Origin of the sequence: Lysinibacillus xylanilyticus, assembly GCF_001183605.1 — a bacterium.
In the GTDB taxonomy this organism is placed as follows: domain Bacteria; phylum Bacillota; class Bacilli; order Bacillales_A; family Planococcaceae; genus Lysinibacillus; species Lysinibacillus xylanilyticus.
Window position 1 is genome coordinate 1,427,685 of the sequence record NZ_LFXJ01000005.1, and the last position, 26,359, is coordinate 1,454,043.

Below are 26,359 nucleotides of genomic sequence, written 5' to 3' on the forward strand. Positions count from 1 at the left end.
AATAAGCTTTGCTGATCCTCGTTTCTATTTACTACGTCTTTGTTGAATCGTAATATACAATCCTACTAAACGATCAGTTGTCATCGCTCCACTTTGTACAACCTTCAAGTGTGAATTCTGAGTAATATCATCCTGTGAACGAGCATTAATTGAAGTGAAGGCTGCTATATTAGATGGAAATGTTAGTTTTGTTGAAAAAGATAATTTAATAGTCGCTCAATTAAATGAATTTTTTGTTGAAGCTAATAAAACAAATTGGAAACCAACTTCTGAAAGAAACCATAATTATGTTATGAATCAATATGTTATAAATTCAATTGGACATATCAAAATAAAAAACGTGAATAATATTGTTGTTCAAAAAGATTTAATAGATCCATTGATAGTGAAAGGTTTTAAGGAAGGAACAATCATGTCTATTTTTAGACGTATGAACGCCATTTTCACATTCGCAATTAAAAACGAAATTTTAGACAGAAAAAAATTTTCTTCCCCTAATCTAAGTAGAGCTACTGAAAGTATTAAAAGAAATGCACTTTCCATAGATGAAATAACAAAAGTCTTAGAAATTGCACGCACTAAATACAAGATTACTCATTATGCTTGTTTGAGCCTCTTATTTTTAACAGGAATGCGCGTTGGTGAATTAAGGGCTTTGCAGTGGGAAACAGATATTGATTTCGAAAACAATGTAATTCATATAAATAAAACTAAGGATCGTTACGGGTCCAGGACACCAAAGACTAAAAACAGTTATCGAAAATTCCCTATGAATGCAAACATCAAAAGTATATTGTTAGATTATAAAAAGTGGTATGACGATGTAATGGAAACTTATAAATTTCGGAATCCAGATGGATATGTATTTATAACGTATGCTGGTGATCCGATTGGCGAACGCTATTTGAAACGCATTATTGATTTAATATGCGAGCGGGAAAAGATAACACACTTCACGCCTCACTATTTACGTCACACATTTGTGGCTATCCAGTTATCTAATAAAATCCCTGTATCTACAGTTGCAGCTCTAGTTGGTGACACTCCAAAAACAATTTATAAAGTTTATGCACATTCATTCGAAAAAGATGAAGTGCACGCATCTAATCTTATGGATAAGATTATCAATCTAAGTTCATTTAAAGAATCTGAGGAAATCAAAAAATGATGAATTTGGGGTACATTTTGGGGTACATGCTTTATTCTCCCCTTCCCTATTTGAGTGACATCTAAATACAACGACTTAGCAATCCACTACAAACGTTGATATATCAATGTTATCGAACAAAAAAACACTCGCATTTTAAGCGAGTGTTCCGTGTCTTTTAGGATAACCATTTTGGAGGTGTGTTTTTCTCCCAATAAATATCCCCTAAATTATTGTGTGCCATAAAGTCGTCCTCGGCACTGTGGTAGTGGAAGTTGTAATAATAGCCATCCTGTGGTCTTTTTTCTGTACGGACATGGAAGCGAATTAAATCCATGCCTGAATCATTGCTAGTAATATTGAAAATTTTTTCGCCATAGTTACCACTTGGCTTTTCGGAAATTGTTAACGATGCTAATGACGTATCGTCTAAGCCTGCTACTGTCATCGCAATGGCTTCCTCCATTTTCGGGAAGATAATGGAGTCAAACTCATCGCTAATTTTCGGGCCGATTTTTGTGCCGAATTTTGTGTAGGATTGCACTTTCGCCGCATCAACGAGCAATGCACTATAGTCAACCGGGTCTTCTTGTATTTCTGTTTGTTCTATCGGAAGAGCAGCCGCTTCAGCAGTACTTGTCCCAGCTGACGGTCCGATAGAAGCGCGATTTGATGGATTATGATCAAATGCTTCCCATATCTCATGTGTTGGCGTAATTAATCCAAATGTTAAAAACGCAACCATAATAACGATACTTTTTTGAACCCATTTCTTCATTAATTAACACCTTCTCTTTATGTACAAATTGGTAACTCTATTTCTAATATATACGCATTAGCCTTTAAAAGGTTTCATATTTCTATAAATCATTGTACAATATTTATGTATAAAGTAAAAACTTCACATCCTGTGAAAACGCTTGTATGACTATCGTCCTGTCGCCCCAAACTAATAGGGGATTAACTGGCAGTATGCGTGATAAATGTGTCGTTTTTTAAAAGGAGGTACAAAACATGGAAATAGCAATGGGTATTGGTCTTTTATTAATGTTAGGTTACTTATCATCTTTATGCTTCACGGACTAAATTAGTCAAATTGCTAACAAAAACAATTCATATGTTTATTGCCGTATTATCAAGCTTTAGCTATTATTTCTGAATTTTATTTAATGCAATATGATGTAAAATAATGCTTCAAATTGGGGCTTGTGAAGCTCAGTTATAGGGCCACATTACGCTAATTGGAGCTAATAAAATACGGCGAAGCGTGTGTAAAGAAGATTGAGGCTAATCCGCTTCAATCTTTTTTGTTTTCCGATCTAAAAGCAAAAAGGCAGTTGAAAATCAGATTCAACCGATCTTTCAACTGCCAAGTGCCCATAAAATATTACAAGGTTGTTTTCCGATTACATATTGTTACGGAAAACTGCCTTTTTTATTTGTTCTGCTCCTCTAAAAACTTGAGATTATCAAAGACTAGTAGGAGGAGTAAGTCCGAAAAGAACTGGAGTTATTACATTACTACCAGCTCCAAGGCGAACTTGTTGAACTTGCAGTACTTTTACAGTTAATTCAAGCACGATTTTTTCACGTAATGTGCTGAAAGTACTTTCAGGCGATGCCATAACCGGTGAAAAATCAAGTTCAAAGAAGTTTGCAGCGACTAACTCGCCAAATGGTTGTTCATTGTATTTAACTAGATTTTGGAAGAAAACCTTATCTAATCTAGCATCCATTTGAGTTCTTTCATTAAGGAAGTTCGCTTCGGCAAACTCAGAAATCCCAAAGATTGGAGTAGGGCCTCCTGGTGTTTGCGGGAAAGTTAGATCTGTAAAACCAGAAAACGGTATATCGGCAATTCTATCTTGAAGTGCCCCATTACATGCCGCTGAAGCATATTCTAAATTTTTGCGAATATGCCCTGCTACAAATAATTTAGCTCTTGTTACCATAAAAAAGTCAGTGTTATCAATACGTGCAAAGCTAACTGGTACTAGTTTAACTTGATTTAGGAATACATTTTTCTTTACTCTTTTGATTTCAGTTGCTGCAGGATTAAGTGTAATATCTGACTCCACAACTATTTGAAGTGTTGGTTCTGCAAGTACAACTGGAATTTTGATAGTTGGAGTAACCGGTGTAGCGACTAGTGGAGTAACCTCACTAGTAAATGGTATTTGTTCAGTTGATGTTACTGGACAAGGTATTGAATTTTGATTTTGATTTTCACATTGACCACCCAAAAAATTCCCTCTTTTCATTTTTTTATTAGAGAGCGCTCTCTATAACGTTAGAATATGTAGCGATTAAATCTATGTATGGACGTGTATACTAGTTTTATTCTGATTTTATAAAAGGAATTTTTGAACTAAAAAATAAGAATGAGCATCAAAATGCTAGATACTCACCATTTTAAGCACCTGATTTTAATTGTTTAGTTACCTTTTTAGACTAGAGAATTTCAAGAAAATAATAGTTCATTTTTTGAGTATCCTCCAACGATCCCGCAAAAAGTGTGTTAGTAAATAATAAACCATTTGTTTAAAGACGGCACTTCTCCCTGTCCCACCTTTTCCTGAATTGATAGTAAATTAAAAACTGCTTAGACAATCGCCAGGATAATCCTTCTTTTGCCTACAAAACAAGAAATGTATCATGGAATTGTCTATACTAGTTTTGAAGAAAAAAAACAAGCGATTGATAACTAGACCCACTACTACAATAACGAATGAATAAAAGTATCTAAGATGTAGTCTATTCACCTATCGTGATAGTTTGGCTGCATAAAGAAAAAAACAGAATGGAGAAATCCATTCTGTTTTTGGGGTTCAAAGTTTAAACTGACACCTTTAGTTTAAACTTATTTGAGTAATAGCCTCTGCAAAAAACTGAGTTGTTCGGTTTAATTGTAATTAAGAATGCATTAATGATATCTGAGGCGGAAACCAATGAGTTTATCCAACTTACAAATAACATGATTGATTTGATATTTCCTGATACATAGAACGACATAATGCCAGGGACTACCGATAATACAATAAAAGGCAAGCTCATAAAGACCAAAAATCTCGTTTTGGATAGGATTGCATTTGTGTTTAGCCAAAAAAATATTCCTCTAAATGTAAAGCTAATATCACCTTTTTTGTTTATGACAACAATATGTAGACATTCGTGAACGATGAAAACAAAAATACTTATTATTATAAGAGTAAATATATTTAAATGAGTGTATCCCCTTCCAAAGAAATTTGGTATCAGAAAAATGATAATCTGAAGTAGATATACAAACTTCATATAATGTTTTCTGTACCAATTATTCTGTATGAAAGGAGACCATTTTGACAAATCCATGCTTTTTGATGGTAAATGTCGAAACCAAATTATCATAAGCGTTCCCCCTCCCACATCATTTAATCCACTAACATTGATGTAAAACTTCACAAAATTCACTATGCTTATTTTAACATAAAATTCCATAAAAATATTCAAAATATTAAAATAAATATTTCTCGACTCAAAATTGTGCTGCCAAATACAGTTGCACAATTTTGCTCTCAGTTAGAACTTGAACTTCTGACTCACTTTCAATTACTGTGTCATATAATTCTTAAGCGTGATTGTAAAGATTACAAGAACTAGACGGTATAGGAAAAAGCAGATGAATTTTACAAAACAAAAAAGACTGTAGATTAAATCTATGATTAGAATCTACAGTCTGGAACACTTTTCATATTCTTTTATAAGTATTCAAGTAGGATTCTTGCTACTAAAGTACGCGGTAAAATTGTTAATATACCACTCTCTTTTCTAACAAACTGCCTATGTTCTTCATTGTATCCCATACAATCTAAAATAATTATATCCACTCGGTAATCTTTAAGATATCGAGCTGCTTCTTCAAAGTTGCCATAATCATAAGGTGAGGCAACAGCAACTGTGATATCCTCCGAAACACCTTCCCACTTTTTCAGCACACTACTCCTCTGTTCTTCTAGCGGGATAATTAAACCTATCTTCGGTTGATCGGACATCGCACTAATAGCTTGTGTTACGATTCTATTTGGATAAAAAATGGGCTTTTCACATGTTAAAGTCGGCAAATCTTCTGTGCATAATACGATGACCATATCAACCTCTTGTTGCAATTTTGATAATTCATTTTGTAATAATGGAAGCAGTTTTCTTCTACACATTGTTATCGATCTGCCATCACGCAATCGCGAAACACATATGTTCTTTTCTTTTCTCGCAATAACTGTTAATAATTGTGCTTCGTTTAAGGAATCCAATGCTCCTCTTTCCACAATTTCTAAATCTTTATCAAAAATTTCTTCAAATGTTGGTATAATGTCTGAACGAGGCGACTGTCCGATAGTCAATAAACCGACTTTATTCATTCGTTGTCACCTCTACTCTTGGATATTCAAATACATCTAAAATCAATAATGTCTGCTTTAACGCCATAATTATTCCTCCACAACTTTTCCCTTTTATTTTAGCTCGACAGCTTTTAGGCAGTATCATTTCTATAAAAAGTAAAAATATTCAGAAATAAACGGATTTAAAAAGGCAATTTTTACAACTAATCAATCTCGATATTATACATGTCACATACTAATATCTAAACATCAAATATTAGCAAACGGCACTGCTTTTGAACATGATATTAACGTGTTACCAATGAACACGACCAATGGCAACGATTTCGTTCACATCAGCAAGTCAATTTAGGCATTTATAAGTTCAAATATTAATAAATATTGTTACATAAGTTCAAATATATTGAAACATTCATTTGAATAAATAGATAAAAAGAACTACGCCAAATGAGGAAATTAGAAATTAATTACATAAAAAAAGAGTAGACAAAGTCGGTCTACTGTCAGAGGCTCTTCTATATGTCTTTCCGATGGTATTTTCAGTCACTTCGGCTCCTTCCATCATTCTGATAATTCTTTTTGGTCGCTTGACTTTTTTCCGTAAATTGGACAAGGGGCAGCCTCGCTTTTGCGAAGCCACCCCTTTAGTATTTAATAGGTAACATTTTCGTAAATTGTAAAGTCTCAACCCAATCATCTGGGGAATAAATATTATATTGAAACATGTAGTTTCATCACCGCGGTAAAATTCCACTGTGTGCCTTCTAACTTAAGCAACGCAAACCCAACCTTCTTTTGCGTCCTTGCAGCCCCAAAGCATGCGCCAGTGTGAATAAGTATCTTCAAAAACAAAAAGCAGAATTCCAGATTACGTAAATATGCCACCTAAAATAGCACGATTCATATTATACTACAAAAAAATTAAAAAGTAAACATTTTATTTTAAGTTTCACCGTGTTTCATATTACCATATTTAGAATTATGGATAAAAAAAAGGGGCAAGTTCAAATGAACAAGCCTCCTGAAAACATTCAATATTTACTTCAGACAATATCCAGAACACCATAATGAAACTTCGCAGTTGTTCTTGTTAATTGTATAAATTGATATTTGGCAAACCATTCTGAGCGAAAATGTGCCTTTAACACTACCCGTTTTCTCGCCACTCGTTTTGCCTCACTTACCCATTCATCCGTTAATGTCACATGTTCCCCAGCTAGGCGCAATGCTTCAAAATTATTGGCTTCTTCAATAATCTCTTCAAACATCGGATCCATGTACACGATATCAAACGTATTGTCAGGCAAAGTTTTCAAATAGCTAACCGCCTCAGCCTGCACCACTTTAATATGGCGCATACATGCAGTTAGCGGTAGCTCTGTCGTATCGTAGGATTGCATACCCTGCCCTACAATAAATGCCACATTCGGATTCGCTTCGAGCCCAACGACTCGACCCGCTTCACCAACTGTATAAGCCGCCAGCATAGCATCTGCAGCAAGTCCCAACGTACAATCAAGCACTGAATCTCCTTTTTCAAGCTGTGCCGCTTCTAAAAACGGCTCCGCTTCCCCACGAGCAACACGCTTTAAGCGAAACGCTGCTGAATTCGGATGGAAGAAAAACGGCTCATTGGCACCAAAAGCATAATACTCAAAACGATTCTTCCCAGCAACGATTACATGTGCATATAATTCCTGTGAAATCTTCCGAACAGAACGCTTTTTTCTTGGTTCAAACGATGCATCTAATTGTTTACACGCAAAAGAAGCGAGCGCCAACGATAAATCGTCTGGTCTGCCCGCTGTCGTAACAATAGTCTTTACTTCTCGCATATTTGCTCTAAAACACCTGTTAAATGTGTAACAATTTGCTCCACAGGGAACCCTTCAATTTGTTCACGTGGAATAAAGTACGCCAATTCTCCATCCTTTAAAATCGCCATCGATGGTGAACTTGGTGGCACATCCTCAAAAAAGCCACGCATTGCAGCAGTCGCTTCAGGATCTTGACCCGCAAAAACAGTCACAAGATTGTCAGGCTTAACTGCCTCCACTGCCTCACGAGCAGCCGGACGCGCCAACCCAGCCGCACAACCACAAACCGAGTTAATCACAACCAAAGAAGTCCCCTTCGCCTCCGCCATAAATTCATTCACCGAATCAGCTGTCGTAAGCTCCGTAAATCCAGCCTCCACTAACTCCTCGCGCATCGGCTTCACTACCTGTTTCATATATTCATCGTAAGCGTTCATGCTTTTACCCTCTTTCATATGTATTCGCAAAGGTTATTATAGCAAGGTTTTATGTCATTGTATAATGATTCGATTTCACCGTTATTCGCTTGCTCTCGGATTTTCGGTTGCTTTTTTGTTGCTTTGGTTGCTTTAGTTGCTTTTTATTTTAGTAAATAACTTTAAAAAATTGACAGTTTCATCAAAGTGTCAGTGCTTGGCCTTAAAATAACACTTTGTTTGGAAGGTTGTGGCTCTTCTAAAAACTAAAATGAAGTGGAACAAAATAAAAAAGATAATACTTCTAATTAAATAGTAGCAAATATAACTTTACTTTCTTCTGTACTTTTTAACACAACTTTAAACAGGTGTTTCCCATTGCAATTGAGTTGGTTACATTCGCAAGAAATAAAGACATTTAATCGCCTGTTATATTTTGTTTAGATTGAAGTTTCCTTTTTGCATCAGCTTTAATTCATCCCGTTTGTTGAAGTTGCATATTTGCATAATAATGTTTATTCGATTTTGGAAGTTTATATCCAACTTTAAATGCAAGTATTTTCACCCCTTGGATAATTGCACTAGCGAACTATCTACTAATTATTATGTAAGGTTTAAATGTCCTATCCCTTTAACCAGTAATAAACCCTTTGTCACTAAATCTAGCAGAGTTTTTTGCACCATTAGACCCCGCATTTATTTCTAACACTATATCCAAAAGCACTTACACTTGTCATATAATTACATATTCTCACAATAGTTTCTATATTCCTATTTCTTAATATTTGTGCTTAATAGAGAATAAATTTGCTTAATATACAAAATTATGCACTCGAAAATAAATTGCTAATCCAACTTTGGTAATATATGCTAAATTTCTGCAAAAAATTAAAAAAAATACATTATAGGTGGTTCTGTATATGGTTCGAAGTATTCCCGGTCCTAGTAAAAATATTAATTTATATCAGATTGACACAAACAAAGTCACAAAAGTTATGAGGGACATTGCCTTAGAAAAAAAATCAAACTCAAACACTAGTGATTCGTCTAAAGGTACTAAACAAATTCCTCAAGAAAATATAACTAAATTAAAATCTAAAGTAGAAAATGATGGAAGATCACAAATTACTAACGGAGAATTTAATTCAAGTTCTAACAATCCAACTAATTTTAGATCAGATACTGGTTATCAAGTTTTTTATGGTGTCGATTCCTCTAGCCTTGGTAGTTCAGTGATTACACTTAACAATCTCAATAGTATGGACGGTGTGAGAATAGCATCGTTAGATTCCGTAGAAATTTCAGGAGAATCAAGAGAATTATTTGCGGCTAAATCTTCAAAAAATAAATATTGGGATATTGCAGAAACTGTTTTTGATATTGTGACTGATTTTATCCCTGGAGTGGGAACTGCAAAGGACATTTATAATCTTTATCAAACAATAGTAGACCCTAAATCAAAGGTTGCAGATATTGCAATAGCTTTAGTTGACTTTGTTCCTGGACCAAGTTTTAAAAAGTTGAGCAAATTTGCTAATGTAATTATAGACAAATTTGGTATAAATGAAAAAACTTCAAAAAAATTAAAAGAAGCTTTAGTGAAAACCTCAGCTGAAAAAATCAAAAAAATGAATGTGGATGATACGAAAAAACTTATTAACGCATCTGAAGGAAAGGATCGTGGTCATACAAAAGAACGTCATCTTAATATGACGGACGAAAAATTACTAGATCGTGCTAAGAACGATACTTTAGAGGGTGCAAGTAGATTTAGAAGTACAAATGTTATGAATGAATTTATTAATTCAGTCTTAGCAAAAGAAGCCGATAATATTGCCATTTGGTTAAAGAACGATAAAAAAACTACCCCTTTTGTATCAGGGAAACACAAGTCTGCTACCACTTTAGGGGATGGATACATATATGATGCAAAAAAGAAAACATATAATCATGTTGATAAGCTTAATACAGGAAAAGTACTGTTAAAAAAAGATCCAAGTAATGACTATGGTTTTTTTGTATTAACCAGTTACCCTATAGTAAAAAAATAATTACAACCGTTGAAGTTTTACGTTTTATTTAATAATATATTCTTTAATCAGTTTTAAAGGGAGAGAAAAAATGATATCAAATAATGAAGTAATGTTTTGTAAATTGACGGATGAAGAAATTGAAAGAAAATTAAGATTTTCATTTACTGATATCACGTGTTTTTATAATCGAGATACAGCAATAAATGCTATAAATGAAACTTTAATGATGCATAGCGAAGAAATCGCAGAATGGATATGGCAAGATTCCAGTGAATCACATAGACGTATGAGATTAGAGACAACTCACCTATCCCCTATAGGCTATGGTATTTCAAAAAAGGGAAAACAAAAATATACTGACTTAACAAAGAGTTATCTTATTTTGGAAAAGTCTGGCTTGCAGGACGAAGGATTTCATATCATTTTTACTGCACCATTAATTGAATACTAGCTAAAAGGAGTCGCTAAATATGATAGTTATAGAAGAAATAAAGTACTTTATAGAAGCATATTTTTACCAGGGTATTGGCTGGGATCTGATAGAAGATGCAGTTATTGATCACCGAAGCATAAGTAAAGAGGAACGAACTAAATTCAAAGAAGAAATTTTATATATAAAAAATTTGTTAGATCAAAATCAATTTGAAATAGTAAATAAAATTATTGTGAGCAATGATTTTGAAGGTACAAAAGTAAGTGCCATCGAGGGTATGCAAAGATTTGTGAATGCAATTTTACCTCTTATCGAAAAATTCGAATTAAAAAAAGAAATTTCTTATATTCCATTAAAAAGTCTAAAATATATGATTGAAACGATAATAATCCCAACAGATACATCATTATCTTATCCATTTTTTTCCTCATATATCCAAAAAGAAGGGGATACATTTATTCAACATTTCAAGCAAGATTTGGAATATGTAGAACAAGCCTTTAAAGAGAATGATAAATCAAAGATTGAAGAGATACTTCAAATTTCTCATGAAAAAGGTGTTTATATTTTTGACTCTGAATATAGAGATTCTTTTATTCAAGAAGTTATGGAGAGTCTGTCATAATTTAATGAGCAGGAGGCACGCCTCCCCCTCTTACTACCATTGAATGTTAACTTCGTTTCTTATGAAGACAAATGCGGAAATGGAACTTATATGATTTGTTACAGAGGATGGAATCTTGATTTTCACTACGATGATAAAGAATTACTATACGCTTCTATACCTGAAGATGGACCCTATTTAATATATTTCAGAAGCTCTCCATTTCCTACTTTCGGTAAAGATATAGAAATAGTAAAAGAATACTTACAGGAAAAACACGGAATAAGAGATTTTCTATATTATGACTCAGACAGTGATGAAGCTAGTTATGTAAATTTTTAATCTTAAATTAGAAAATGACCAAGACGGCATTTAAGCTATCTTGGTCTTTACATTTTAGTTACTTCGTTGTGCAATTATTATTTTCAATCCTTCAAAATCTCCACCAGTCAATGTACCAGCGTCGAATTTATCTAGATGTGACTTATCAATAAGCTTTTTATCTACAGATTGTTTAAGGTAATTGCGAACTGCAGCTTTAGTTGTCTCGTTTGTAAATTTCATTTTATCATCATCCTTTTCAGTTTGTAGTGGTTTATTGTCTTCCACAATTAATTGAACTTTTATTGCGCTACTAGTTGGAACTATTACTTGTCCTTACAGGTGTATACTAAGTTAGAATTATTCAAATATCTTCCACGCTTCAAAAAAGGATATTCTTCCCTATCCCCTTCTACCTATAAGCCTAAACCCATTGGAAAAATAATGTAAATCAACTTTTGTTCCTTTTTGAACATATTTTGATAAAACCTCTTTGGAGAATTAGAGTACTAAGTTGATTTTATTGCGATTAATTTATAAACAGGCAAAAAATAGCGAAAAAAATCAGGTTCAAGTTGAAAATAAAACGTACGGACGCTGTTTTGTCTTAATTTTATCAAGTTTCGTCCAATTAATAACAAAACTTGATTTTTAAACATTTATAGTTAATGGTATGTTATTAATATACTCGGGTATAAGGAGCATGTTATTTAAGTAAAAAAGAAAACCATAAAAAAACATTTAGGTCACTCTGTTACAATGGTGGTGAAATCAAATGACACGATACTACTCCAACAATACTAAAGATGAATTTATTAAGTTAGCACAATCTGAAATATTAACTTCTTCTGAGGTATTGGACGAATTACAAATTTCTCGCCAGGCTTTAAGCTCACTTGTAAAGCGGGAAAAGTTAATTCCAATTAAGGAATTAACTCGGGATCGTTTATTCTTAAAAGAAGATGTTGAAATACGAAAAGAAGCAGCTAAGAAGTTTTATGCAAACTATCAACCCTATGATGAATAATTACAAAAAGCCCAGGCTCAAAATAATTGAGTACCCAGGCTTTGCTTTTAGTTACCAAGTTGTGCAATGATAATTTTTTGTCTCTCGAAATCTCCTTCACATGTTGCCAACAAGACTAAAGGGCTGAAATGTCCCAACAAGCTGCGAACGAATATGCTTTTAAACAACTAGGTTTTTAAAATGTTCGTCTTTGGTTGAATTTGTTTAATCTTACTAAGCGTGACTTCTAACTGCTTCACTTGCTCGTTGGCAAGTTGAAGCAGTTCCTATAATTCATCTGTGTTTTCTAGAGTAATTGTCATCCCTACTTGATATTCAAATTTCTTTCTCAATTCCCTAAATTTTCTATAAAAAAAGCTCTTCTAAAGGAACCCCTAGAATTTCAGCAATTATTTTTGCGTTCTCCAAAGATAATTTAAGTACCGTTGCCCTAGCAGCTAAAGGGGAGGAACTGCTCGATACTCACTTATCAAGGCAAAATAAAAAACACCCCGAAGGATGTTAATTAATTTTATTGCGATTGAGTTGTTTTTCAATACCAGCACGATCAATTTGAATCCAATACTCTACTATTTTTTCTTCTTCAATTCTATATACTGCGCTTGCTATTTCAATAACTGGAAGACTTGTTGGCTGAAATCCATCGACTTCTCCAACATGCGTACCAAGTTGCTTCCAGCGTACATATACCTTATTTACTTGTACCATAAACTCCTGGATTTCTAATGAAAAATCGCCATATGCTTCTACCATTTCTTTTACATGGTCTGCATAATCTGTGGGAGTTCTTAAAACTGTTGATTCCTCTTCAGAAATAACTTGGTGTGCCAATACTCGGTCTGCCATTAGTTCAGTAGCGTAATCTGGATTATTCCCTGAACGTACTTCTTCAAAAAATTTTTTAACAATTTGCTCTGGTGTCATTTGAACCCTCCGCTATATACATTTTGGCAAGGAAAACTATATCTCCTTCGCTTAATAATAATCCTATAGAAAACAAATAGGAACAATTTTCTGCAAATTCCACTTTCAAAACCACACCAAACTCCGCCCTGCTAATAACTAATCCCTTCAAGTTCCATTCAGCATCATGATCTTCCTAACGTTACACCTTAGCCCTTGAACTAGCCTCCAGTTGTTTTATGGCCATTTGATGTAGTTTTCAAAGCAATAGCCTTACCGTGGTAGGGATAAGGCTATTCTACTGCGGAAATATATTTAATTGTAGAGTTAGCTAACTTTTGAAACCATGGTAGAGCTGCACATTACACGTTTTACATCTGTTCCTTTTGTTTCGTTTACAGATTTTAATATTTAATTTATTTTTATAAATTGACTATTAATAAGGTACAGGATAAGTATCTACTAGACAATTTACCTGTGATTTTTCATTTTTGCTTACTATTGTTAACATAACGTTGCAATTAACATTTTTTCTATTCAATGTTCTTTCAAATGATTCATATCCTCCTATTTCTTCTCCATCTATCTCTAGTATAATATCTTCAGGTTTAATTCCAGCAACCTCAGCTACTGAACCTTCATTCACCTGTAAAACTCTTGTTCCGATATCCCCTTCGTTTGTTGTGTGTGCAATACCAATCCATGTTTTCCAAAACGTTGAACGATTATCAGTACCAGTTTCATAAACACTCTTTAGATTTTCTAAGAATTGACTAGTACCAAATAACATATTTTCCTTTGTAGATTGATCCATTTCGCCAATAAAGGAAGCCTGATATTCAATGCTTACTTGAACACCATTTTCAACTTTTTCTAAAGTAGTAATGGTAGTAAAATCCCCGTCAATGCTCTCAAGTACAAAGCGTTTCATTGTATCTATTTCTGTGAAAACACCCTCAGATGTTGCCCCCCATCCATGATTCATATATCCTCTTCCGCCTATACGAAAATCTATCTCAGCATTTTTTGTATACCAAAGGTTTAAATGCTCAGGCTTAGTCAACGCATCCCAAATTTGCTTTAAAGGTGCATTAATAACAATTTCTCTCTTTATAGAATCCTTAATTTTCTTCATCTCGAAACTCTCCTTTTTCCACGTAATTTTTTAGACTTACGAGTTGATCATCAAGTAGTTCTCCGATGTATTGAAGCATTTCATGATAGGCAATTTGGAGTGTGTTGTGATTTATTGAGTAGATACGATATTTCCCATTCAAGTTCTCTGAAATAATTCTTTCCTCCAATAAAATATTCAAATGCTTCTTAATTGCTGGTTGAGAGATATCAAATGCTTCAACAATCTCCTTTTGAGTTTTGCTTCCTTGTTTAAGCATACTTAAAATATGGCGTCTCGTTGAATCACCTAACGCTCGATAAACATTTGGCATTATCATCTCCTCACTTTTCATATAACTGTTCGGTTATATAAAATATAAATATGGGCGAAAACAATGTCAAGATTTTTCAGAAAATAAAAATTATTTTCTTTGTTCAAATAACCTAAACAGTTTGTCGAAGAATCAAATCTCTAGAAACTAAAAAGTAGCCTTTCGATTACTTCATTATCTGATTCAAAACGTAGTTTCTAACTCTGAATATCGTGGTACTGGATAATTTCATGTGATTTCCAATCGCTCGCATATTATTTCCGTAAATCAACCTATGAAGTACCTCAATTTCTCTCTCTCCAAGTACTAATTGGATACGTTTTATGATTTCTCCCTTTGTATTGAACAATTTCTTTCTGACACGATCGTCATTTCCCCTCATTCTTACTCACATCTCATATATGGTATAATCACACAAAAAGGGGTTTTATTAGAATAATGCTTGTAATATTATTTTTTATATTTGTAATTTGGTTTTTGATTAAATTCATTAACTTGCAAGAAGAACAAAACAACTTACGGGAGAAACAAAACAGCTTGCAGGAGGTACAAAACGAAATTCTAAGGAATATATCCAACATGCTAGATAAGTAGTGTACCTAGAAGGGAAATCCCATCTTTTTTTACTGCACATTTTCTTTCAAATCTTCATTTAGCACCTGCTCAAACGACTAATCTGCTATAGCTCTTACCTATGCTCCTTAGTTCCCTGAAACCTTACAATTTGCTTTATTTGCTGCGGCCGATGATTGCATCTTTAACCGGCAATGCTTCAATTAGTTTAATTTTGTCGTTATCGAACATTTCAGTTTTGGGTTTTATCCAAGTTTTTCATCCATTTGCACTCGCCTTACTTAGTGTCGCATCACAGGCTTAATTAAACAAAAACCATATTGTGAAGCATCAAACCTATATTATTTTTTATTAAACTTACCAAAAGCTACTTGGAAAAGTAGTTATTCAGATTAGGAAATAAAAAATAATTTCCCGGGTAAGCGCAAGAAATGACAAGTTTAGTCTTGCATTCTAGCACCAAGCGACTGATTTCATCGTTATTCTTCACTTGCTCAAAAATCCAAGCGGGCAACAAAACTTTAGTAAGTACATCATTCATCCAATCGCATCACCTTATCTAGGAGATACTCAATTTCGAATGTACCTTCTAACTTCTTTGTAGCCCTGCAATATCCGCATTTATCACATATATATGGTTTTTTACGTCCTTATTTCGCTTCTGTGATGCTCAGTAGCATAGTTTGGAAATATTCCTTTTCAAAGCCAAAACGTCCAGAATCGAAGTGTAAAGCTGCTTTATCTGGTGGGATTCTTTTGTAACTGCCACAATGTATGGATCCTAGTAACGCCCTGTATTTTGAAAGATGTTTTCTCTATACACTCACATCTGCAACACATAATCGAAACCTTGTACAAATTTCGATTTCACCAATATTCCCTTACATTTGGAATTTTGTGCCAACCATACTCGCCCCCGCTAATAACTAATCCCTGTAAGTTCTTTGAGTATCGTAATCTTCCTAACTATACATTGTAGCCATTGAACTCCCCCCAATTGTTTAAATAGCTGTTTGATGCAGTTTTCAAAGCAAAAGAAAAAGCCCCCATCCTAAGATGAAAGCTTGGTTAGTAAACAAAATTTGGCATAAATTCATAAAAATCTTCTGTAAGAGAACCCACTACCCATTGATTATTTCTCTTTGTAAGTAAAACATCTTTAAGGGGTACAGGTGGGTCGTCGGTCTGTCTCTCCCTAATAAATAGGTTTGAAATATACCAGAGGGGGAAAACCATACCGCAATGTCTTGCTTCCAAGTTTACATATTTTATTTAATACAAAACAGTTGTCCCGTTGCTAATCAATTAAGAAAACATCATATACGAATTTGGTAAATGGTGTTAAAATATGAATAATAAAACAGCGATGTGGTGTGTTTAATGAAAAAGAAATTATCGAAATTGCTTGTATCATTACTCACTGCTCCTTCATCAGCTAGTAACGTAGTGATAACTCCTATGTGTAGTTTTCTTGGAAACCTTTGTAGTTTAATCAAGTAATTTTCTATCGGGATATGGGTTATACTCCTACCCCTTTTCTTTCCCTTTTTGAATCTTAGTCACTGATAACCATAAAACTAATACTATGCGAATTTAATTAAGGAGGAGACAATTATATGAGGATACCATTTGTACCTAAAAATGTTATGGTTCAAAGAGATAGGTTTGATTTTATACAGCAATATCGTGGTGGTGGGTTTATGCTTATAGCCGGTTCTATATATTGGCTGTTGGCATTTGCATTAACTTATGTTCTTAATGAAACTATATTGATCAAATTTTACATAGGTGGAGGTTTATTAGTTCCCTTTTTAGGAATCCTATTTTATAAATTGATGAAAATGAAAGCAAATCCAAGCCAGTATTCATCATTGGTCGGATTCGCTTCAGCGATAACTGGTTGTTGTTTTCCAGTACTGTTATTAGTTAATGAATTAGATTCGACAAAAATATTGCCAATCATTTGCATTATTAACGCAACACATTTAATAATTCTTTGTTGGATTCATCTAGAGTATCTATATTTCATTATGGTGATGATGGGTGTGTGCCTCGGTATGTCGTTCATTTATTCCATCCCAAGTGAATATGTACACTTTATTTGTTTAATATGGGGTTTGATCTCCCTGATATTTGGAGTAATAATTCATATTAATTCAAAAATACCTCTCAAAGGCTATGATTATCAAATTATAAATGAAAAAGTGAATGGTATATGAAATTATTAGCATTTGATATAACGGGTAGGAAGCAAAGGCTCCCTTATTGCTCGATGATTGCTCAATGTCAAAACCATTAAAAAGTATGATTATTAAATTTAAAAATATTGTGCAAATTATAAAAAGCCCAGGCTCAAAATTAATTGAGTTTCTGGGCTTTCTAGAAGAATATTAATAATTTTTTTTCGTAATTTGATTCTACATAATCGATTCCTTTTCAATATTGGTGAATCCACTTGTAAATGTCAAATTTCAATTACTGATTTTCTATTTGTATGGTTACATACACTCACTGGCTTAGTTGCATGTCCTTGGTCATCTGTACACCAAGACTGCGATTGGAATGCAAGGAATATACCAACCCATCTATTTTCTTTTTCAAAATGAATGAGTACACCACCATCTTGCCATGCCCCGTCGTCTTTCCTAAAATCCCTACTATTTCCTTGATTCATGTGAATATCATGAATACCTCTACCTGGAGAAAAACCGAAATATTTATCAACTTTATCTTCAGTTTTAAATTTTTCTCCGTAAGCATAAACTGTAGCTTTTTTAGCCATAGCCTCTTGCATATATTTATTAACTTTTTCATTTAAGTCGTTGTCTGGTCCATTTTTTGATGCAGGGAGCGGAATCATTTTTTGGGGATCAAATAAGCCACCACGAATATAATCTAGTGCAATTTCACGATTTTCATTAGTAACTTCTGTAAATCCATCCTCGTAATTTGGAATAATTGTTATTTGATTCGAGTTAAAATCCTCACTAACAAAATACAGTACTTCTGAAGGCTTTACCTTTGAGGCAACATTGATTGCAATCCTATAATTCTCCTCACTTTTGTCCTTCTTTGTAGCTCGAATATGCACTTCGTAATGAGGAGTTTTGTCAAATGAATCCACAGGTCTCACGTCAACAACTTTACCTTTTAGCACTCCGTATTTGAATAAGGGCATGTAATTAAAACCTCCAATAAAGTTAATTTTATATACAAAGATTAAATTCATATAGTGGTCTAAATTATCGCTTGAATATTGGAAATATCTTTAGTTAAACACAAGCTCAAACTTTCTATTCGTATAATCAATCACCAAACGCCCATTCTTAGCAATATCACTGCCAAAAACACCATCTAGCTTAAAAAAAGTAGCAAGATCTGTCAACATCTCTCTCACGTTGTGTAAGCTGATCGATTGATTCTCATTTAGATAAACAATTAATCTTTCTATGCTGTCTAATTCTCTTTCTTTTACATCACCGAAGCCTCCAGAAAGTATCATTATTTTCACTATTTTAAGATCATCGATTTTCGAAAGAAGAGGTTGTCCAAAATGGGTCTTATTTGCACCGGTGTCTAAACCGAAATACAAGGGAACTTGATTCTGTCCTTTCACTTTCAAAATAGGATACCCACAGAAGAAAAGGTTGTTTCCCACATTATCTTTTTGTTGCGGTTTCTGAATAATGACCTGTTTTCGTCCATAGTCAATTTCCAAAAAAACATGTTGTATGATGTCCCATCCAATGATACCGTCTACCTTCATTATTTCTTCTGTTTTAGGATTTTGAATCATTAATAAATCATTTGCTAACACTAATGTAGGCTGATTAACAATCGTCAGACCCTGTATGACAATTGAATCGATGATGGCCAAATCGGCACTAAAATTTTGGTTTGTTGAATTTCCAGCCTCAATTTCTTCTTCTTTCGCAATGTTAATATTACAGTCACTTACTAAAGCATTAGAAATGACCGTCATCCCCGCACCAGTATCTAACCAAAAGCTTTTCTTACTACCATTAATCATTACTTCAATCGTTGGAGAGCCAGAGATACTTAGTGTCATTGGAATACATATTTCATCGTTTAAGAAGGAGAATAATGTTTGTTCTGACTTGCTACAAGCTCTCGCAATTAAACGATTGCTTTGATCAATATTTTGATCATCAAGAAGGCCGAGCAACTCTAATTGTTTCCATTCAGATTTAGTAAAAAATAGCTCAAATAAAATCTTGGCACAGCCACTACGTAAAGAATGATCATGAGAGTCACAATACAGATCCTTTAAAATTTCTACAGCCAAACATTCTTCTCCTTCTGTAATTAACTTTAAAGCAGAAACAAAATCTTTTTGTTCATCATTCATTTCTAATGTTGCAAAATCAAACTTCTCCATCTTGTCTACAACATTCAATTTATCCCCTCCAACAAACAATTTACTTTTCTATATTACTTCTTTACACTTCCAACAAATCCCTTCTTATTCAACTAAACTTCATCGTTTGTTAAAGTATCAATTCTTTTGTAAAACAAAAAAGCAGCCTTTCGACTACTTCACCATCTGATCCAAAAAGCTGTTTTTATCCACCTTCGCTACCGGCTTGCCAAACTTCCTCAATAGAATCAGTCATCTAGCTATAATCCTCAAACCATTTAAGTAAACTTTCTTTACCTTCTTTTGTCCTTATTACATAGTTTTACCTCCCTATGTATTATACGAACAAAACTTATAAGAAGGTCTATAACCCATACAGAGCTGGAGCGTGTGACGACGCTACAGCGTTTTAATTTGGTATTTCTTTCTCAGGCAATGAACTATACATACAAAGCTATTACGACATATAAATAGTAGTGTAAAGCTAATTTAGCCTTACACCTCCGAATTTTGTTACAAAGGGTCACCCTATCCCAAGTGACCCTCCCTTCCTCATAATAAATTACTCCCATTACTTACATACAAAAACGTCTAAAAATTTGTTGATTTTTCCCGTTTTTTGTTTTATATTTACAATATCCATGTGCTGTTTAACAGGTAACTGTTAGGCAGCTTTTTAATTACTAGCATACAATAATTACTGATACAACAATGACTATAATGAGTAACTCACATTTTCCACAAAATTCTTTACGGTTTTTACCTCGGCAATCTTCTGGCCTATTAAGAAAATTCACTAACCGTTTTAACATCTGAGCCACCACTTATCCACTAATTCCAAGCGTTCGTGCAACGATAACCTCCAACTGTTGCTGCATTAATGACCTTATCCACTTCCATGTTATCAATTTTCTAACTAACCTGTAGTTCTTCTACACTTCGAATAATGTCGTATGCTCTTTTAATGGCTACAACGTAATTTTCCATAACCACATTAGGTTCCATCGCTCCGATAGCTTCGTAGATTGCCCTATGATGCTTGATTAATCATTAATATACGACCGTTGTCATGGACGAATATTTGTAATTGGTTCATGCTAAAACCTCCTGAATATTAACTAAGGTATTTTATGGAATATCCAGAAATAAAGGAGTTGTTATTAGTGTCTTCAAAAAAAGTATCAATCGGTCTTACACAATTTACAGACTTTACTTTCAAAGGCGTTACTGGGAAAACTTCAATGGTTAGACAAATAAAATATCAAGATGAATACAATCCTGCTTTTGATTACTGGAAACCTTTACGGGATGGTATCCGAAAATTCCATGAGAAAGAATTTAGTAACGATTACCTGCTTTCTCTTGCTAACAAAGCTTCTCAAGCTAAACAAAAGAATTACCTAGAAGCAGTCAAAGCACATTTAAAATTCATTAAAAATAAAGAAATTGAATGGTTTGAACCAGGGAAATCTAATTGGAATAGCGAACATTTAACTGTTCGTTCATCACCAGAACTTGGATTAAAGATTGATGGTGTTCCACACTTAATCAAGTTATATTTCAAAGGCAAGGACGAACGAATTGATAAAAATAAATGCCGCTCATCTTTGACACTTTTAAATCAATCTGACTTCACCATTGAGCATTCTCCTGATATAAAACCGGCAATTTATAACGTCCAAAAAGGCAGATTGATTTCAGATGAACCCTCTACTGAAGATCATCTAATTGCACTTGAATCAGAAGCAGCGCAATTTATGGTCATCTGGAACAAAATTTAATTAGGCTCTGAGTATATCCCGAATTTATAATAAATTATTTAGTAATAATAAAGTTACTAGGGATATCATAAAAGAGGCCACTCTTTAACGAGTGGCCATTTTTTTAATAATATAGAAATAAAAAGCCTCATCCTATTTAATGAAGGCTTTGTTCCCGTACTATATCTATTTTTAGAAAACCTCACTTTTACACACACATTTAGCTAGGCCTGTATAGAAAACCTTGAAATGACACAAATACCGAAAATAAAAATACCCCGATTAGTAGCCAACCATAAAATTTGCTCTCTCTGAAATTCTTTAATTCCTAAAGTTAACATAAATAATCCTAAGAATAATATCGTTAAAAAATTCAACTGGTAATCGCGTGTGATAAGTCCATACGCTGAGAGAGATACTACTATGATTGAAAAAACAATTTGTAAAATTTTCAGCAAAACTTCCACTCCCCTTTTTAATTACAAGCTCTTAGAAAATTTTAAAATATTTTTATTTTTATCATACAATAAAAAAGAGGTTATGGATATCAATGCCAATTCTTAGCCTTTCATGTTATGGATGAAGGTCGGTCGTCTGTCTGTCAGTCCATGGATGAAACTTTACCATACTAAATCCATAAACAAAATTTCGTCAAAGGTGGGATGCAAATGAAAATTCTTGAGGTAATGACCGCCATTATTTTAGGTTTTTTTACGGGGATTTTACTTAGTGATGGTGGAATAAAAATTCATGAAAATGGAATCCATATTTTATTAGGTTGCATTTTTTGGATGTTAACTTTCATTTATTTGCGTATGCCTTCAAAGCTTTCTAGAGAATAAAAAGAAAGATAGTATACTTATTTCATCTTTTTGAAGTAAAAGGCAGAATGATTGAACTAATAATCCATATAGAGTGGTTTGTATTAGGAACTAGTATAAGTAAAGAGTGCATAAAGAAAATCCAAGAGCATCATTCCTAATTACTTTTGTAATAATTTTCTGGTAAAATAAAATTTAATAGAACATTCATATTAGATTTGGTTCTAATCTTCCAATTAGTTGAATATAAATTAATAAGGAGGTGTTTATATTGAAAAAGAAATTAGGAATAATTCTTTTTGCTGTAGCGATTTTTGGCGTAACATCTGTATCAACTGCCTCTACTGCATCTGCTAAATGCGTTCCAGCAGGTACGGCATGGTCATGTGACAAATAAGTTATAAACTGAAATATGTAATATTAAATTGAAATATTTAATTAAAAGCCACTTCATAGTGGTTTTTTATTTGAAATATACTAAATTCCTCGTTTAACTCAACGTTTTAACCTATTTTACCTATAAACTAAAAAGTTTTGACTTCAGATTTTACGCTTCACTGCACCCTACAAGAAACAAAGCAAATCCATAAATATAATCATTTTTTTCACTAAATCCCCCAAATTTGTTTTATAGATTAGACTTGAAATCTAAAGCTTAGTACAAACCGCTGAAATTCGGCTACTTATTATCTTTCTGACACGACCCTCATTTTATCAGTAATTGAATATATACATTAGTTTTAAAATTACCCTAATTATGTTATCTTTTCACTAATCACCAATCCAAATATTAGGAGTTGCGATGCCATGAAAACATATTCTTCAATCGGGAAATTCATTTATTGGATAGGCTTCTTTTTATTTATAAGTGGACTTGCAACATCGCTCGGTCCATTTGATTACAATTCATTAATTCCGAATAAATCTGTTGCATTAATATACATTTCTATAGGAATTGCTTTTATGTTATCTTCAAACTATTTAAAGAACAGAATCGATCAATAAGCAAATAGTTTACCCTTAGTGCACTTAATCTTTCTGACATGATCTATGACAGAAAGAAAAGTAGTAAATTAAAAATGATATATCGGAGGGATTATTGTGTTAATTAGAAGTGCAAAAGCTCAAGATTGTCATTTATTAAGCGATTTAGCCTATAAGTCAAAAGCCTACTGGGGATATACAGAAGATTTTCTGCAACAATGTAAAGAGGATTTAACAGTAACAAAAGGGTACATAGAAGAAAATTCAGTTTTCGTCATGGAGAGTGACAACAAGATCATAGCATTTTATAGCTTCACTATTAATGAACAGAAATTAGATGCCTTATTCATTGACCCTGATTATATCGGTAAAGGATTAGGGAGAATCATATGGGACCATTTATTAAATAAAGCAAAAGAGTTAGGAATAAGCGAGTTTACTCTTGATAGTGAACCTAACGCAGAAGGTTTTTATTTGAAAATGGGAGCGAAGAACATTGGCTCTACACCATCTACTGTGTTTCCTGACCGTCATCTTCCTTTAATGAAAGTTAATGTTTTAAAATTATTAAATGTAAGACAATAATTAAGCTATCTTGATTTTTATGCGTACAATAAAAGAAAGCGTATTCGACCATTCCGAATACGCTTCTCTTTTCTAATAGTGAATAAAAAAAATCGTCTCATTCCTTATTTCACTTTCGCAAAACCTAACTTCCATTTATGTAAATAAGTCGAATAAAATAAAATTATCAATACTAAACCTATGATAAATGAGAAATTTCCTATCTTCAGAAAAACTAACTTTGTATAATTGTCTAGCGGAGTCAATTGGATAATAAAATATAGGGTCAATAGTATTCCGACAAAAGTAACCAATAATATATTTTTATTTTTCCAATAACCAAATAAGGTTTTTATGAAATAAGTGAAAAAAATCCAAAGACTAAAAACTATTAAAGCATGAGATATTCTATCTGCTAATTGTCCTTTCAGTACAGTTAAAAAAAGAATAGAAAACACGACTACTGAAACAAAAGGAGCAAACACAATTAACATTTCCATTCTTTTAATTGGTAATTGTAGCTTTGAATCAGCCACCAATGACAATGATGCTCTTTGTGAATAAAAAAATAAACAAGCAATAATAATCAATCCTAAATATAAAATGATAATACCTTCCTTCATCCCTTTATCCTAATAAAGGAACTTGTTTTTGTTAAAAATATAGAATGTTCTACTATATTTATTGCAACAATATACTATCATTTTTCTTTTTTGATTATTGGGTTTTGTTGCATTTTAAGCAATTTTCCACCAAAATGAGCGAATTCCAATTTCAATAGTATCTAGATCCACGAAATTACCACGCCAATTTTTTAATACACCTGTAACTCTTACTGTTGGCCACTTCGATGCTCGCATGCCGCATATAAAAGCCCCCCGCTAATATGTGAAAGGCTCAATATTTATAGGCCACCCCGCTTCTTCTTAATCAACATAGACTTCTGTGATTATACAAACTTAATAGCGGAAACGAAAATAAAAAGCATGAACACTTACACGCAGTAAGCTTTCATGCTTTTACTCGATTTCATAGGAATACCAAAGCTTATTATTGCAAGGCTTCTTTCGTCTTACATTGTCTAAATCCTGATCTAAAAATGAATATTTGAAAATAAGGATATTCTTTTTCCTTCGTTCACCAACATTCGGTGTTTATTTGTTTTCACTCAATATTTTCTACATTTAAACACTTAGTTTCACAGTAATAGCCTTTGCCGCCAACATAAACTTTTTCTATTTCATTCTTGCTATTGGTTGCTAATTTAACTAATATTTCGGAAGGCGAGTGTAAAGAATAACCTTGTTCAAATACATAGACTTCTTTTTGCAAGTAGTGCTGTTCATAAAGGTAGCAAGCTAATGCACCGTTTGAAGTTCCAGTCGCTGCTTCTTCATTGATGTCGTATAGTGGAGCAAAATTTCTGCATATAATTCGATTGTCATTAAAAGTATATAGATGCATCCCGACAACATTATAATACTTGCTGATTTCTTTAATTTTTTCAAAATTAGGTTGCAGTGCATGTAATCGTGTTTCGTTTTTTATAGGAATTAAAATATCTTTTAAGCCCGTGGAGACAATTTGAATTGGGTATTTATTGTCTATATCTTTAATGTCAAAACAGTCGATGAACTCGTTTGGAGATACAACATCATAGAATATCGGTTTGTTTTGTTCCATGAATATGATGTCATCTTTTAGGGTAATAGTAAGAACACCGCTGTTCGTTTCAATCGTATAGCGATTCCTGAAAAGTTTATTTAAATGCATCAGTATCGCGAAAGAGCCAATTGTGGCATGACCACATAAATCAACTTCTTCTTTTGGTGTAAAATACTCAAATTTATAATCAGCAATTTCAGATTCTGATATAAATGCGGTTTCCGCATAGCCCAGTTGTTTGGCTATTGCCATTTTTTGAGTAGTGGTCAATGTATTCTCAATAAATACCACTCCTGCTTTATTTCCGCCTTTATGATCCTTGCTAAATGCACTTGCAACATAAACGGATATTTTCATAAGACACCTTCCTTCCTCACTAATAGTAAATTCTAGCATAGAAGGCACTACGTATAAATGTTGTTGGATAAATTCGCCATAAAGCAAGAGACAAACTATTTTTTAGCATCTGAACTCTCCAAAAATAGTTTGTCTACAGTCTGAGACCAAGACTGATACCTTTATCTTATTTTACTCTTCTAAATACATTCGGATAGTCTAAAATCAAACCCTGTTCGTCTACACATATAGTTGTTTCATAATCATAACAACGGTATTTATAATATCTCAAATTACCATTGTTATTTATATATTTATAGGATTGGGGAACTTTTTTTACCTCGAGAGATGGAATAGATATGTATACCATTTCGAAATGTTCCTCTTGATTAAGGACCCAATCCATTCTATTGATGGGAAGTGAATTTGAAAATGGTGTTGCAGAGATATCTATATCAATTGCACCTTTTAGCTTATCAATTACCTGTCCATCATTTTCGTACCAGTTACCCTTTCCATCAGACAATAGGTTTAAACTGATGTGTTCATCAACTACTATTGTCAATTTTTTAGTAAACCAATTGGTGTCTAAATCAACTTTGTATTCTACAATATGAGCATTAGATTCATCCCCTTCTACGTATATAATTGTCCCTTTTGCTGAGAAGTTTTTTTCTTCTTTAGTAATGCTGAAATACTCGCAACCAAACTGTTCTTCATTCTTCCATACTACCTTTTGATTCAAAATTT

The 26,359-nt window shown here is 33.3% G+C and carries 29 protein-coding genes; 11 read left to right on the plus strand and 18 right to left on the minus strand.

Going from position 1 to position 26,359, the window contains the following annotated elements; genetic code table 11:
* Positions 1–154: 154 nt before the first annotated feature.
* A complete protein-coding gene (locus ACZ11_RS09730; RefSeq protein WP_049665633.1) occupies positions 155–1,168 on the plus strand; it encodes a tyrosine-type recombinase/integrase in 1,014 nt (337 codons plus the stop codon).
* A gap of 157 nt (positions 1,169–1,325) precedes the next feature.
* Here the strand turns inward: ACZ11_RS09730 and ACZ11_RS09735 are convergent, their stop codons facing one another.
* The 6 genes from ACZ11_RS09735 to ACZ11_RS09760 form a co-directional block, all read right to left on the minus strand.
* On the minus strand, positions 1,326–1,925 hold the full coding sequence (locus ACZ11_RS09735) for a YpjP family protein (RefSeq protein ID WP_049665634.1): 600 nt from the start codon (positions 1,923–1,925) through the stop codon (positions 1,326–1,328).
* A 691-nt stretch (positions 1,926–2,616) separates the two neighbouring features.
* On the minus strand, positions 2,617–3,390 hold the full coding sequence (locus ACZ11_RS09740) for a CsxC family protein (protein ID WP_236690828.1): 774 nt from the start codon (positions 3,388–3,390) through the stop codon (positions 2,617–2,619).
* A 592-nt stretch (positions 3,391–3,982) separates the two neighbouring features.
* Positions 3,983–4,498, minus strand: coding sequence for a DUF3267 domain-containing protein (locus tag ACZ11_RS09745; RefSeq protein ID WP_049667142.1), 516 nt, complete (start codon positions 4,496–4,498; stop codon positions 3,983–3,985).
* 386 nt (positions 4,499–4,884) lie between these two features.
* Positions 4,885–5,544 (minus strand): AroM family protein, encoded by a 660-nt coding sequence (locus tag ACZ11_RS09750; RefSeq protein ID WP_049665638.1) that lies wholly within the window; start codon positions 5,542–5,544, stop codon positions 4,885–4,887.
* A gap of 1,025 nt (positions 5,545–6,569) precedes the next feature.
* Positions 6,570–7,361, minus strand: a complete 792-nt coding sequence (locus ACZ11_RS09755) for a class I SAM-dependent methyltransferase (RefSeq protein WP_049665640.1) — start codon at positions 7,359–7,361, stop codon at positions 6,570–6,572.
* Positions 7,349–7,780: a BrxA/BrxB family bacilliredoxin gene (locus ACZ11_RS09760; RefSeq protein ID WP_049665642.1), complete on the minus strand. Its 432-nt coding sequence runs from the start codon at positions 7,778–7,780 to the stop codon at positions 7,349–7,351. The genes ACZ11_RS09755 and ACZ11_RS09760 overlap by 13 nt, the downstream gene beginning before the upstream one ends.
* Positions 7,781–8,679: 899 nt before the next feature.
* Between ACZ11_RS09760 and ACZ11_RS09765 the strand changes: the two genes are divergently transcribed.
* The 3 genes from ACZ11_RS09765 to ACZ11_RS09775 all read left to right on the plus strand — a co-directional run bounded on the left by ACZ11_RS09765 (position 8,680) and on the right by ACZ11_RS09775 (position 10,850).
* Positions 8,680–9,810: an RNase A-like domain-containing protein gene (locus ACZ11_RS09765; protein WP_049665645.1), complete on the plus strand. Its 1,131-nt coding sequence runs from the start codon at positions 8,680–8,682 to the stop codon at positions 9,808–9,810.
* 70 nt (positions 9,811–9,880) lie between these two features.
* A complete protein-coding gene (locus ACZ11_RS09770) occupies positions 9,881–10,243 on the plus strand; it encodes an RNase A-like domain-containing protein (RefSeq protein WP_049665646.1) in 363 nt (120 codons plus the stop codon).
* A gap of 19 nt (positions 10,244–10,262) precedes the next feature.
* Complete coding sequence (locus ACZ11_RS09775; RefSeq protein WP_049665648.1) at positions 10,263–10,850, plus strand: hypothetical protein; 588 nt, start codon at positions 10,263–10,265, stop codon at positions 10,848–10,850.
* A 375-nt stretch (positions 10,851–11,225) separates the two neighbouring features.
* Here ACZ11_RS09775 and ACZ11_RS26570 read toward each other — a convergent pair whose 3' ends face one another.
* A complete protein-coding gene (locus ACZ11_RS26570) occupies positions 11,226–11,393 on the minus strand; it encodes a hypothetical protein (RefSeq protein WP_169776073.1) in 168 nt (55 codons plus the stop codon).
* Positions 11,394–11,925: 532 nt separating this feature from the next.
* Here ACZ11_RS26570 and ACZ11_RS09790 point away from each other — a divergent pair.
* Positions 11,926–12,177: a MarR family transcriptional regulator gene (locus ACZ11_RS09790; RefSeq protein ID WP_049665653.1), complete on the plus strand. Its 252-nt coding sequence runs from the start codon at positions 11,926–11,928 to the stop codon at positions 12,175–12,177.
* A gap of 501 nt (positions 12,178–12,678) precedes the next feature.
* Here ACZ11_RS09790 and ACZ11_RS09795 read toward each other — a convergent pair.
* The 4 genes from ACZ11_RS09795 to ACZ11_RS27525 all read right to left on the minus strand — a co-directional run bounded on the left by ACZ11_RS09795 (position 12,679) and on the right by ACZ11_RS27525 (position 15,350).
* On the minus strand, positions 12,679–13,101 hold the full coding sequence (locus ACZ11_RS09795) for an ester cyclase (RefSeq protein WP_049665654.1): 423 nt from the start codon (positions 13,099–13,101) through the stop codon (positions 12,679–12,681).
* Positions 13,102–13,516: 415 nt separating this feature from the next.
* Positions 13,517–14,215, minus strand: a complete 699-nt coding sequence (locus ACZ11_RS26805; protein WP_049665656.1) for an SRPBCC domain-containing protein — start codon at positions 14,213–14,215, stop codon at positions 13,517–13,519.
* A complete protein-coding gene (locus tag ACZ11_RS09805) occupies positions 14,202–14,528 on the minus strand; it encodes a metalloregulator ArsR/SmtB family transcription factor (RefSeq protein WP_049665658.1) in 327 nt (108 codons plus the stop codon). Before ACZ11_RS09805 ends, ACZ11_RS26805 begins: the two co-directional genes overlap by 14 nt.
* Positions 14,529–15,257: 729 nt before the next feature.
* Positions 15,258–15,350, minus strand: coding sequence for a hypothetical protein (locus tag ACZ11_RS27525; protein WP_403089301.1), 93 nt, complete (start codon positions 15,348–15,350; stop codon positions 15,258–15,260).
* A 1,367-nt stretch (positions 15,351–16,717) separates the two neighbouring features.
* Between ACZ11_RS27525 and ACZ11_RS09815 the strand changes: the two genes are divergently transcribed.
* Complete coding sequence (locus ACZ11_RS09815; protein WP_049665661.1) at positions 16,718–17,320, plus strand: DUF7010 family protein; 603 nt, start codon at positions 16,718–16,720, stop codon at positions 17,318–17,320.
* A gap of 245 nt (positions 17,321–17,565) precedes the next feature.
* On the opposite strand, the gene ACZ11_RS09820 is transcribed toward ACZ11_RS09815, so the two are convergent.
* Positions 17,566–18,279, minus strand: a complete 714-nt coding sequence (locus tag ACZ11_RS09820; protein WP_049665662.1) for a YukJ family protein — start codon at positions 18,277–18,279, stop codon at positions 17,566–17,568.
* Positions 18,280–18,369: 90 nt separating this feature from the next.
* On the minus strand, positions 18,370–19,518 hold the full coding sequence (locus ACZ11_RS09825) for a retropepsin-like aspartic protease (protein WP_049665664.1): 1,149 nt from the start codon (positions 19,516–19,518) through the stop codon (positions 18,370–18,372).
* 1,124 nt (positions 19,519–20,642) lie between these two features.
* On the opposite strand from ACZ11_RS09825, the gene ACZ11_RS09830 reads away from it, so the two are divergent.
* Complete coding sequence (locus ACZ11_RS09830) at positions 20,643–21,260, plus strand: hypothetical protein (RefSeq protein ID WP_403089110.1); 618 nt, start codon at positions 20,643–20,645, stop codon at positions 21,258–21,260.
* A 203-nt stretch (positions 21,261–21,463) separates the two neighbouring features.
* Here the strand turns inward: ACZ11_RS09830 and ACZ11_RS09835 are convergent, their stop codons facing one another.
* Positions 21,464–21,697 carry a hypothetical protein gene (locus ACZ11_RS09835; protein ID WP_338048292.1) on the minus strand — a complete coding sequence of 78 codons (234 nt, stop codon included), beginning with the start codon at positions 21,695–21,697 and terminating at the stop codon, positions 21,464–21,466.
* Between the two features lie 210 nt (positions 21,698–21,907).
* Between ACZ11_RS09835 and ACZ11_RS26575 the strand changes: the two genes are divergently transcribed.
* The 4 genes from ACZ11_RS26575 to ACZ11_RS09845 all read left to right on the plus strand — a co-directional run bounded on the left by ACZ11_RS26575 (position 21,908) and on the right by ACZ11_RS09845 (position 23,629).
* Positions 21,908–22,081 carry a hypothetical protein gene (locus ACZ11_RS26575; RefSeq protein WP_169776074.1) on the plus strand — a complete coding sequence of 58 codons (174 nt, stop codon included), beginning with the start codon at positions 21,908–21,910 and terminating at the stop codon, positions 22,079–22,081.
* Between the two features lie 250 nt (positions 22,082–22,331).
* Positions 22,332–22,457 carry a hypothetical protein gene (locus ACZ11_RS27250; RefSeq protein ID WP_269079318.1) on the plus strand — a complete coding sequence of 42 codons (126 nt, stop codon included), beginning with the start codon at positions 22,332–22,334 and terminating at the stop codon, positions 22,455–22,457.
* Between the two features lie 410 nt (positions 22,458–22,867).
* The gene (locus ACZ11_RS09840; RefSeq protein ID WP_049665668.1) at positions 22,868–23,065 is read left to right on the plus strand and encodes a hypothetical protein; all 198 of its coding nucleotides are present in this window, start codon (positions 22,868–22,870) and stop codon (positions 23,063–23,065) included.
* 96 nt (positions 23,066–23,161) lie between these two features.
* Positions 23,162–23,629, plus strand: a complete 468-nt coding sequence (locus ACZ11_RS09845) for a GNAT family N-acetyltransferase (protein WP_049665669.1) — start codon at positions 23,162–23,164, stop codon at positions 23,627–23,629.
* A gap of 104 nt (positions 23,630–23,733) precedes the next feature.
* Here ACZ11_RS09845 and ACZ11_RS09850 read toward each other — a convergent pair whose 3' ends face one another.
* The 4 genes from ACZ11_RS09850 to ACZ11_RS09860 form a co-directional block, all read right to left on the minus strand.
* Positions 23,734–24,231: a hypothetical protein gene (locus tag ACZ11_RS09850; RefSeq protein ID WP_049665671.1), complete on the minus strand. Its 498-nt coding sequence runs from the start codon at positions 24,229–24,231 to the stop codon at positions 23,734–23,736.
* 114 nt (positions 24,232–24,345) lie between these two features.
* Positions 24,346–24,468 (minus strand): hypothetical protein, encoded by a 123-nt coding sequence (locus ACZ11_RS27255; protein ID WP_269079319.1) that lies wholly within the window; start codon positions 24,466–24,468, stop codon positions 24,346–24,348.
* Positions 24,469–24,772: 304 nt separating this feature from the next.
* Positions 24,773–25,630, minus strand: a complete 858-nt coding sequence (locus tag ACZ11_RS09855; protein ID WP_049665673.1) for a PhzF family phenazine biosynthesis protein — start codon at positions 25,628–25,630, stop codon at positions 24,773–24,775.
* A gap of 166 nt (positions 25,631–25,796) precedes the next feature.
* Positions 25,797–26,354, minus strand: coding sequence for a putative glycolipid-binding domain-containing protein (locus ACZ11_RS09860; RefSeq protein WP_049665674.1), 558 nt, complete (start codon positions 26,352–26,354; stop codon positions 25,797–25,799).
* Positions 26,355–26,359: the final 5 nt, after the last annotated feature.

Excerpts from the sequence above, each read along its gene's own strand:
- ACZ11_RS09855 (WP_049665673.1), bottom strand. The coding sequence starts at position 25,630 with ATGAAAATATCCGTTTATGTTGCAAGTGCATTTAGCAAGGATCATAAA.
- ACZ11_RS27255 (WP_269079319.1), bottom strand. The coding sequence starts at position 24,468 with ATGCGAGCATCGAAGTGGCCAACAGTAAGAGTTACAGGTGTATTAAAA.
- ACZ11_RS09815 (WP_049665661.1), top strand. The coding sequence starts at position 16,718 with ATGAGGATACCATTTGTACCTAAAAATGTTATGGTTCAAAGAGATAGG.
- ACZ11_RS26570 (WP_169776073.1), bottom strand. The coding sequence starts at position 11,393 with ATGAAATTTACAAACGAGACAACTAAAGCTGCAGTTCGCAATTACCTT.
- ACZ11_RS09770 (WP_049665646.1), top strand. The coding sequence starts at position 9,881 with ATGATATCAAATAATGAAGTAATGTTTTGTAAATTGACGGATGAAGAA.
- ACZ11_RS09765 (WP_049665645.1), top strand. The coding sequence starts at position 8,680 with ATGGTTCGAAGTATTCCCGGTCCTAGTAAAAATATTAATTTATATCAG.
- ACZ11_RS09745 (WP_049667142.1), bottom strand. The coding sequence starts at position 4,498 with ATGGATTTGTCAAAATGGTCTCCTTTCATACAGAATAATTGGTACAGA.
- ACZ11_RS09840 (WP_049665668.1), top strand. The coding sequence starts at position 22,868 with ATGAAAACATATTCTTCAATCGGGAAATTCATTTATTGGATAGGCTTC.
- ACZ11_RS09805 (WP_049665658.1), bottom strand. The coding sequence starts at position 14,528 with ATGCCAAATGTTTATCGAGCGTTAGGTGATTCAACGAGACGCCATATT.
- ACZ11_RS09760 (WP_049665642.1), bottom strand. The coding sequence starts at position 7,780 with ATGAACGCTTACGATGAATATATGAAACAGGTAGTGAAGCCGATGCGC.
- ACZ11_RS09850 (WP_049665671.1), bottom strand. The coding sequence starts at position 24,231 with ATGAAGGAAGGTATTATCATTTTATATTTAGGATTGATTATTATTGCT.
- ACZ11_RS09750 (WP_049665638.1), bottom strand. The coding sequence starts at position 5,544 with ATGAATAAAGTCGGTTTATTGACTATCGGACAGTCGCCTCGTTCAGAC.
- ACZ11_RS26805 (WP_049665656.1), bottom strand. The coding sequence starts at position 14,215 with ATGAAGAAAATTAAGGATTCTATAAAGAGAGAAATTGTTATTAATGCA.
- ACZ11_RS09790 (WP_049665653.1), top strand. The coding sequence starts at position 11,926 with ATGACACGATACTACTCCAACAATACTAAAGATGAATTTATTAAGTTA.
- ACZ11_RS09820 (WP_049665662.1), bottom strand. The coding sequence starts at position 18,279 with ATGCCCTTATTCAAATACGGAGTGCTAAAAGGTAAAGTTGTTGACGTG.
- ACZ11_RS09735 (WP_049665634.1), bottom strand. The coding sequence starts at position 1,925 with ATGAAGAAATGGGTTCAAAAAAGTATCGTTATTATGGTTGCGTTTTTA.
- ACZ11_RS09775 (WP_049665648.1), top strand. The coding sequence starts at position 10,263 with ATGATAGTTATAGAAGAAATAAAGTACTTTATAGAAGCATATTTTTAC.
- ACZ11_RS26575 (WP_169776074.1), top strand. The coding sequence starts at position 21,908 with ATGAAAATTCTTGAGGTAATGACCGCCATTATTTTAGGTTTTTTTACG.
- ACZ11_RS09795 (WP_049665654.1), bottom strand. The coding sequence starts at position 13,101 with ATGACACCAGAGCAAATTGTTAAAAAATTTTTTGAAGAAGTACGTTCA.
- ACZ11_RS09755 (WP_049665640.1), bottom strand. The coding sequence starts at position 7,361 with ATGCGAGAAGTAAAGACTATTGTTACGACAGCGGGCAGACCAGACGAT.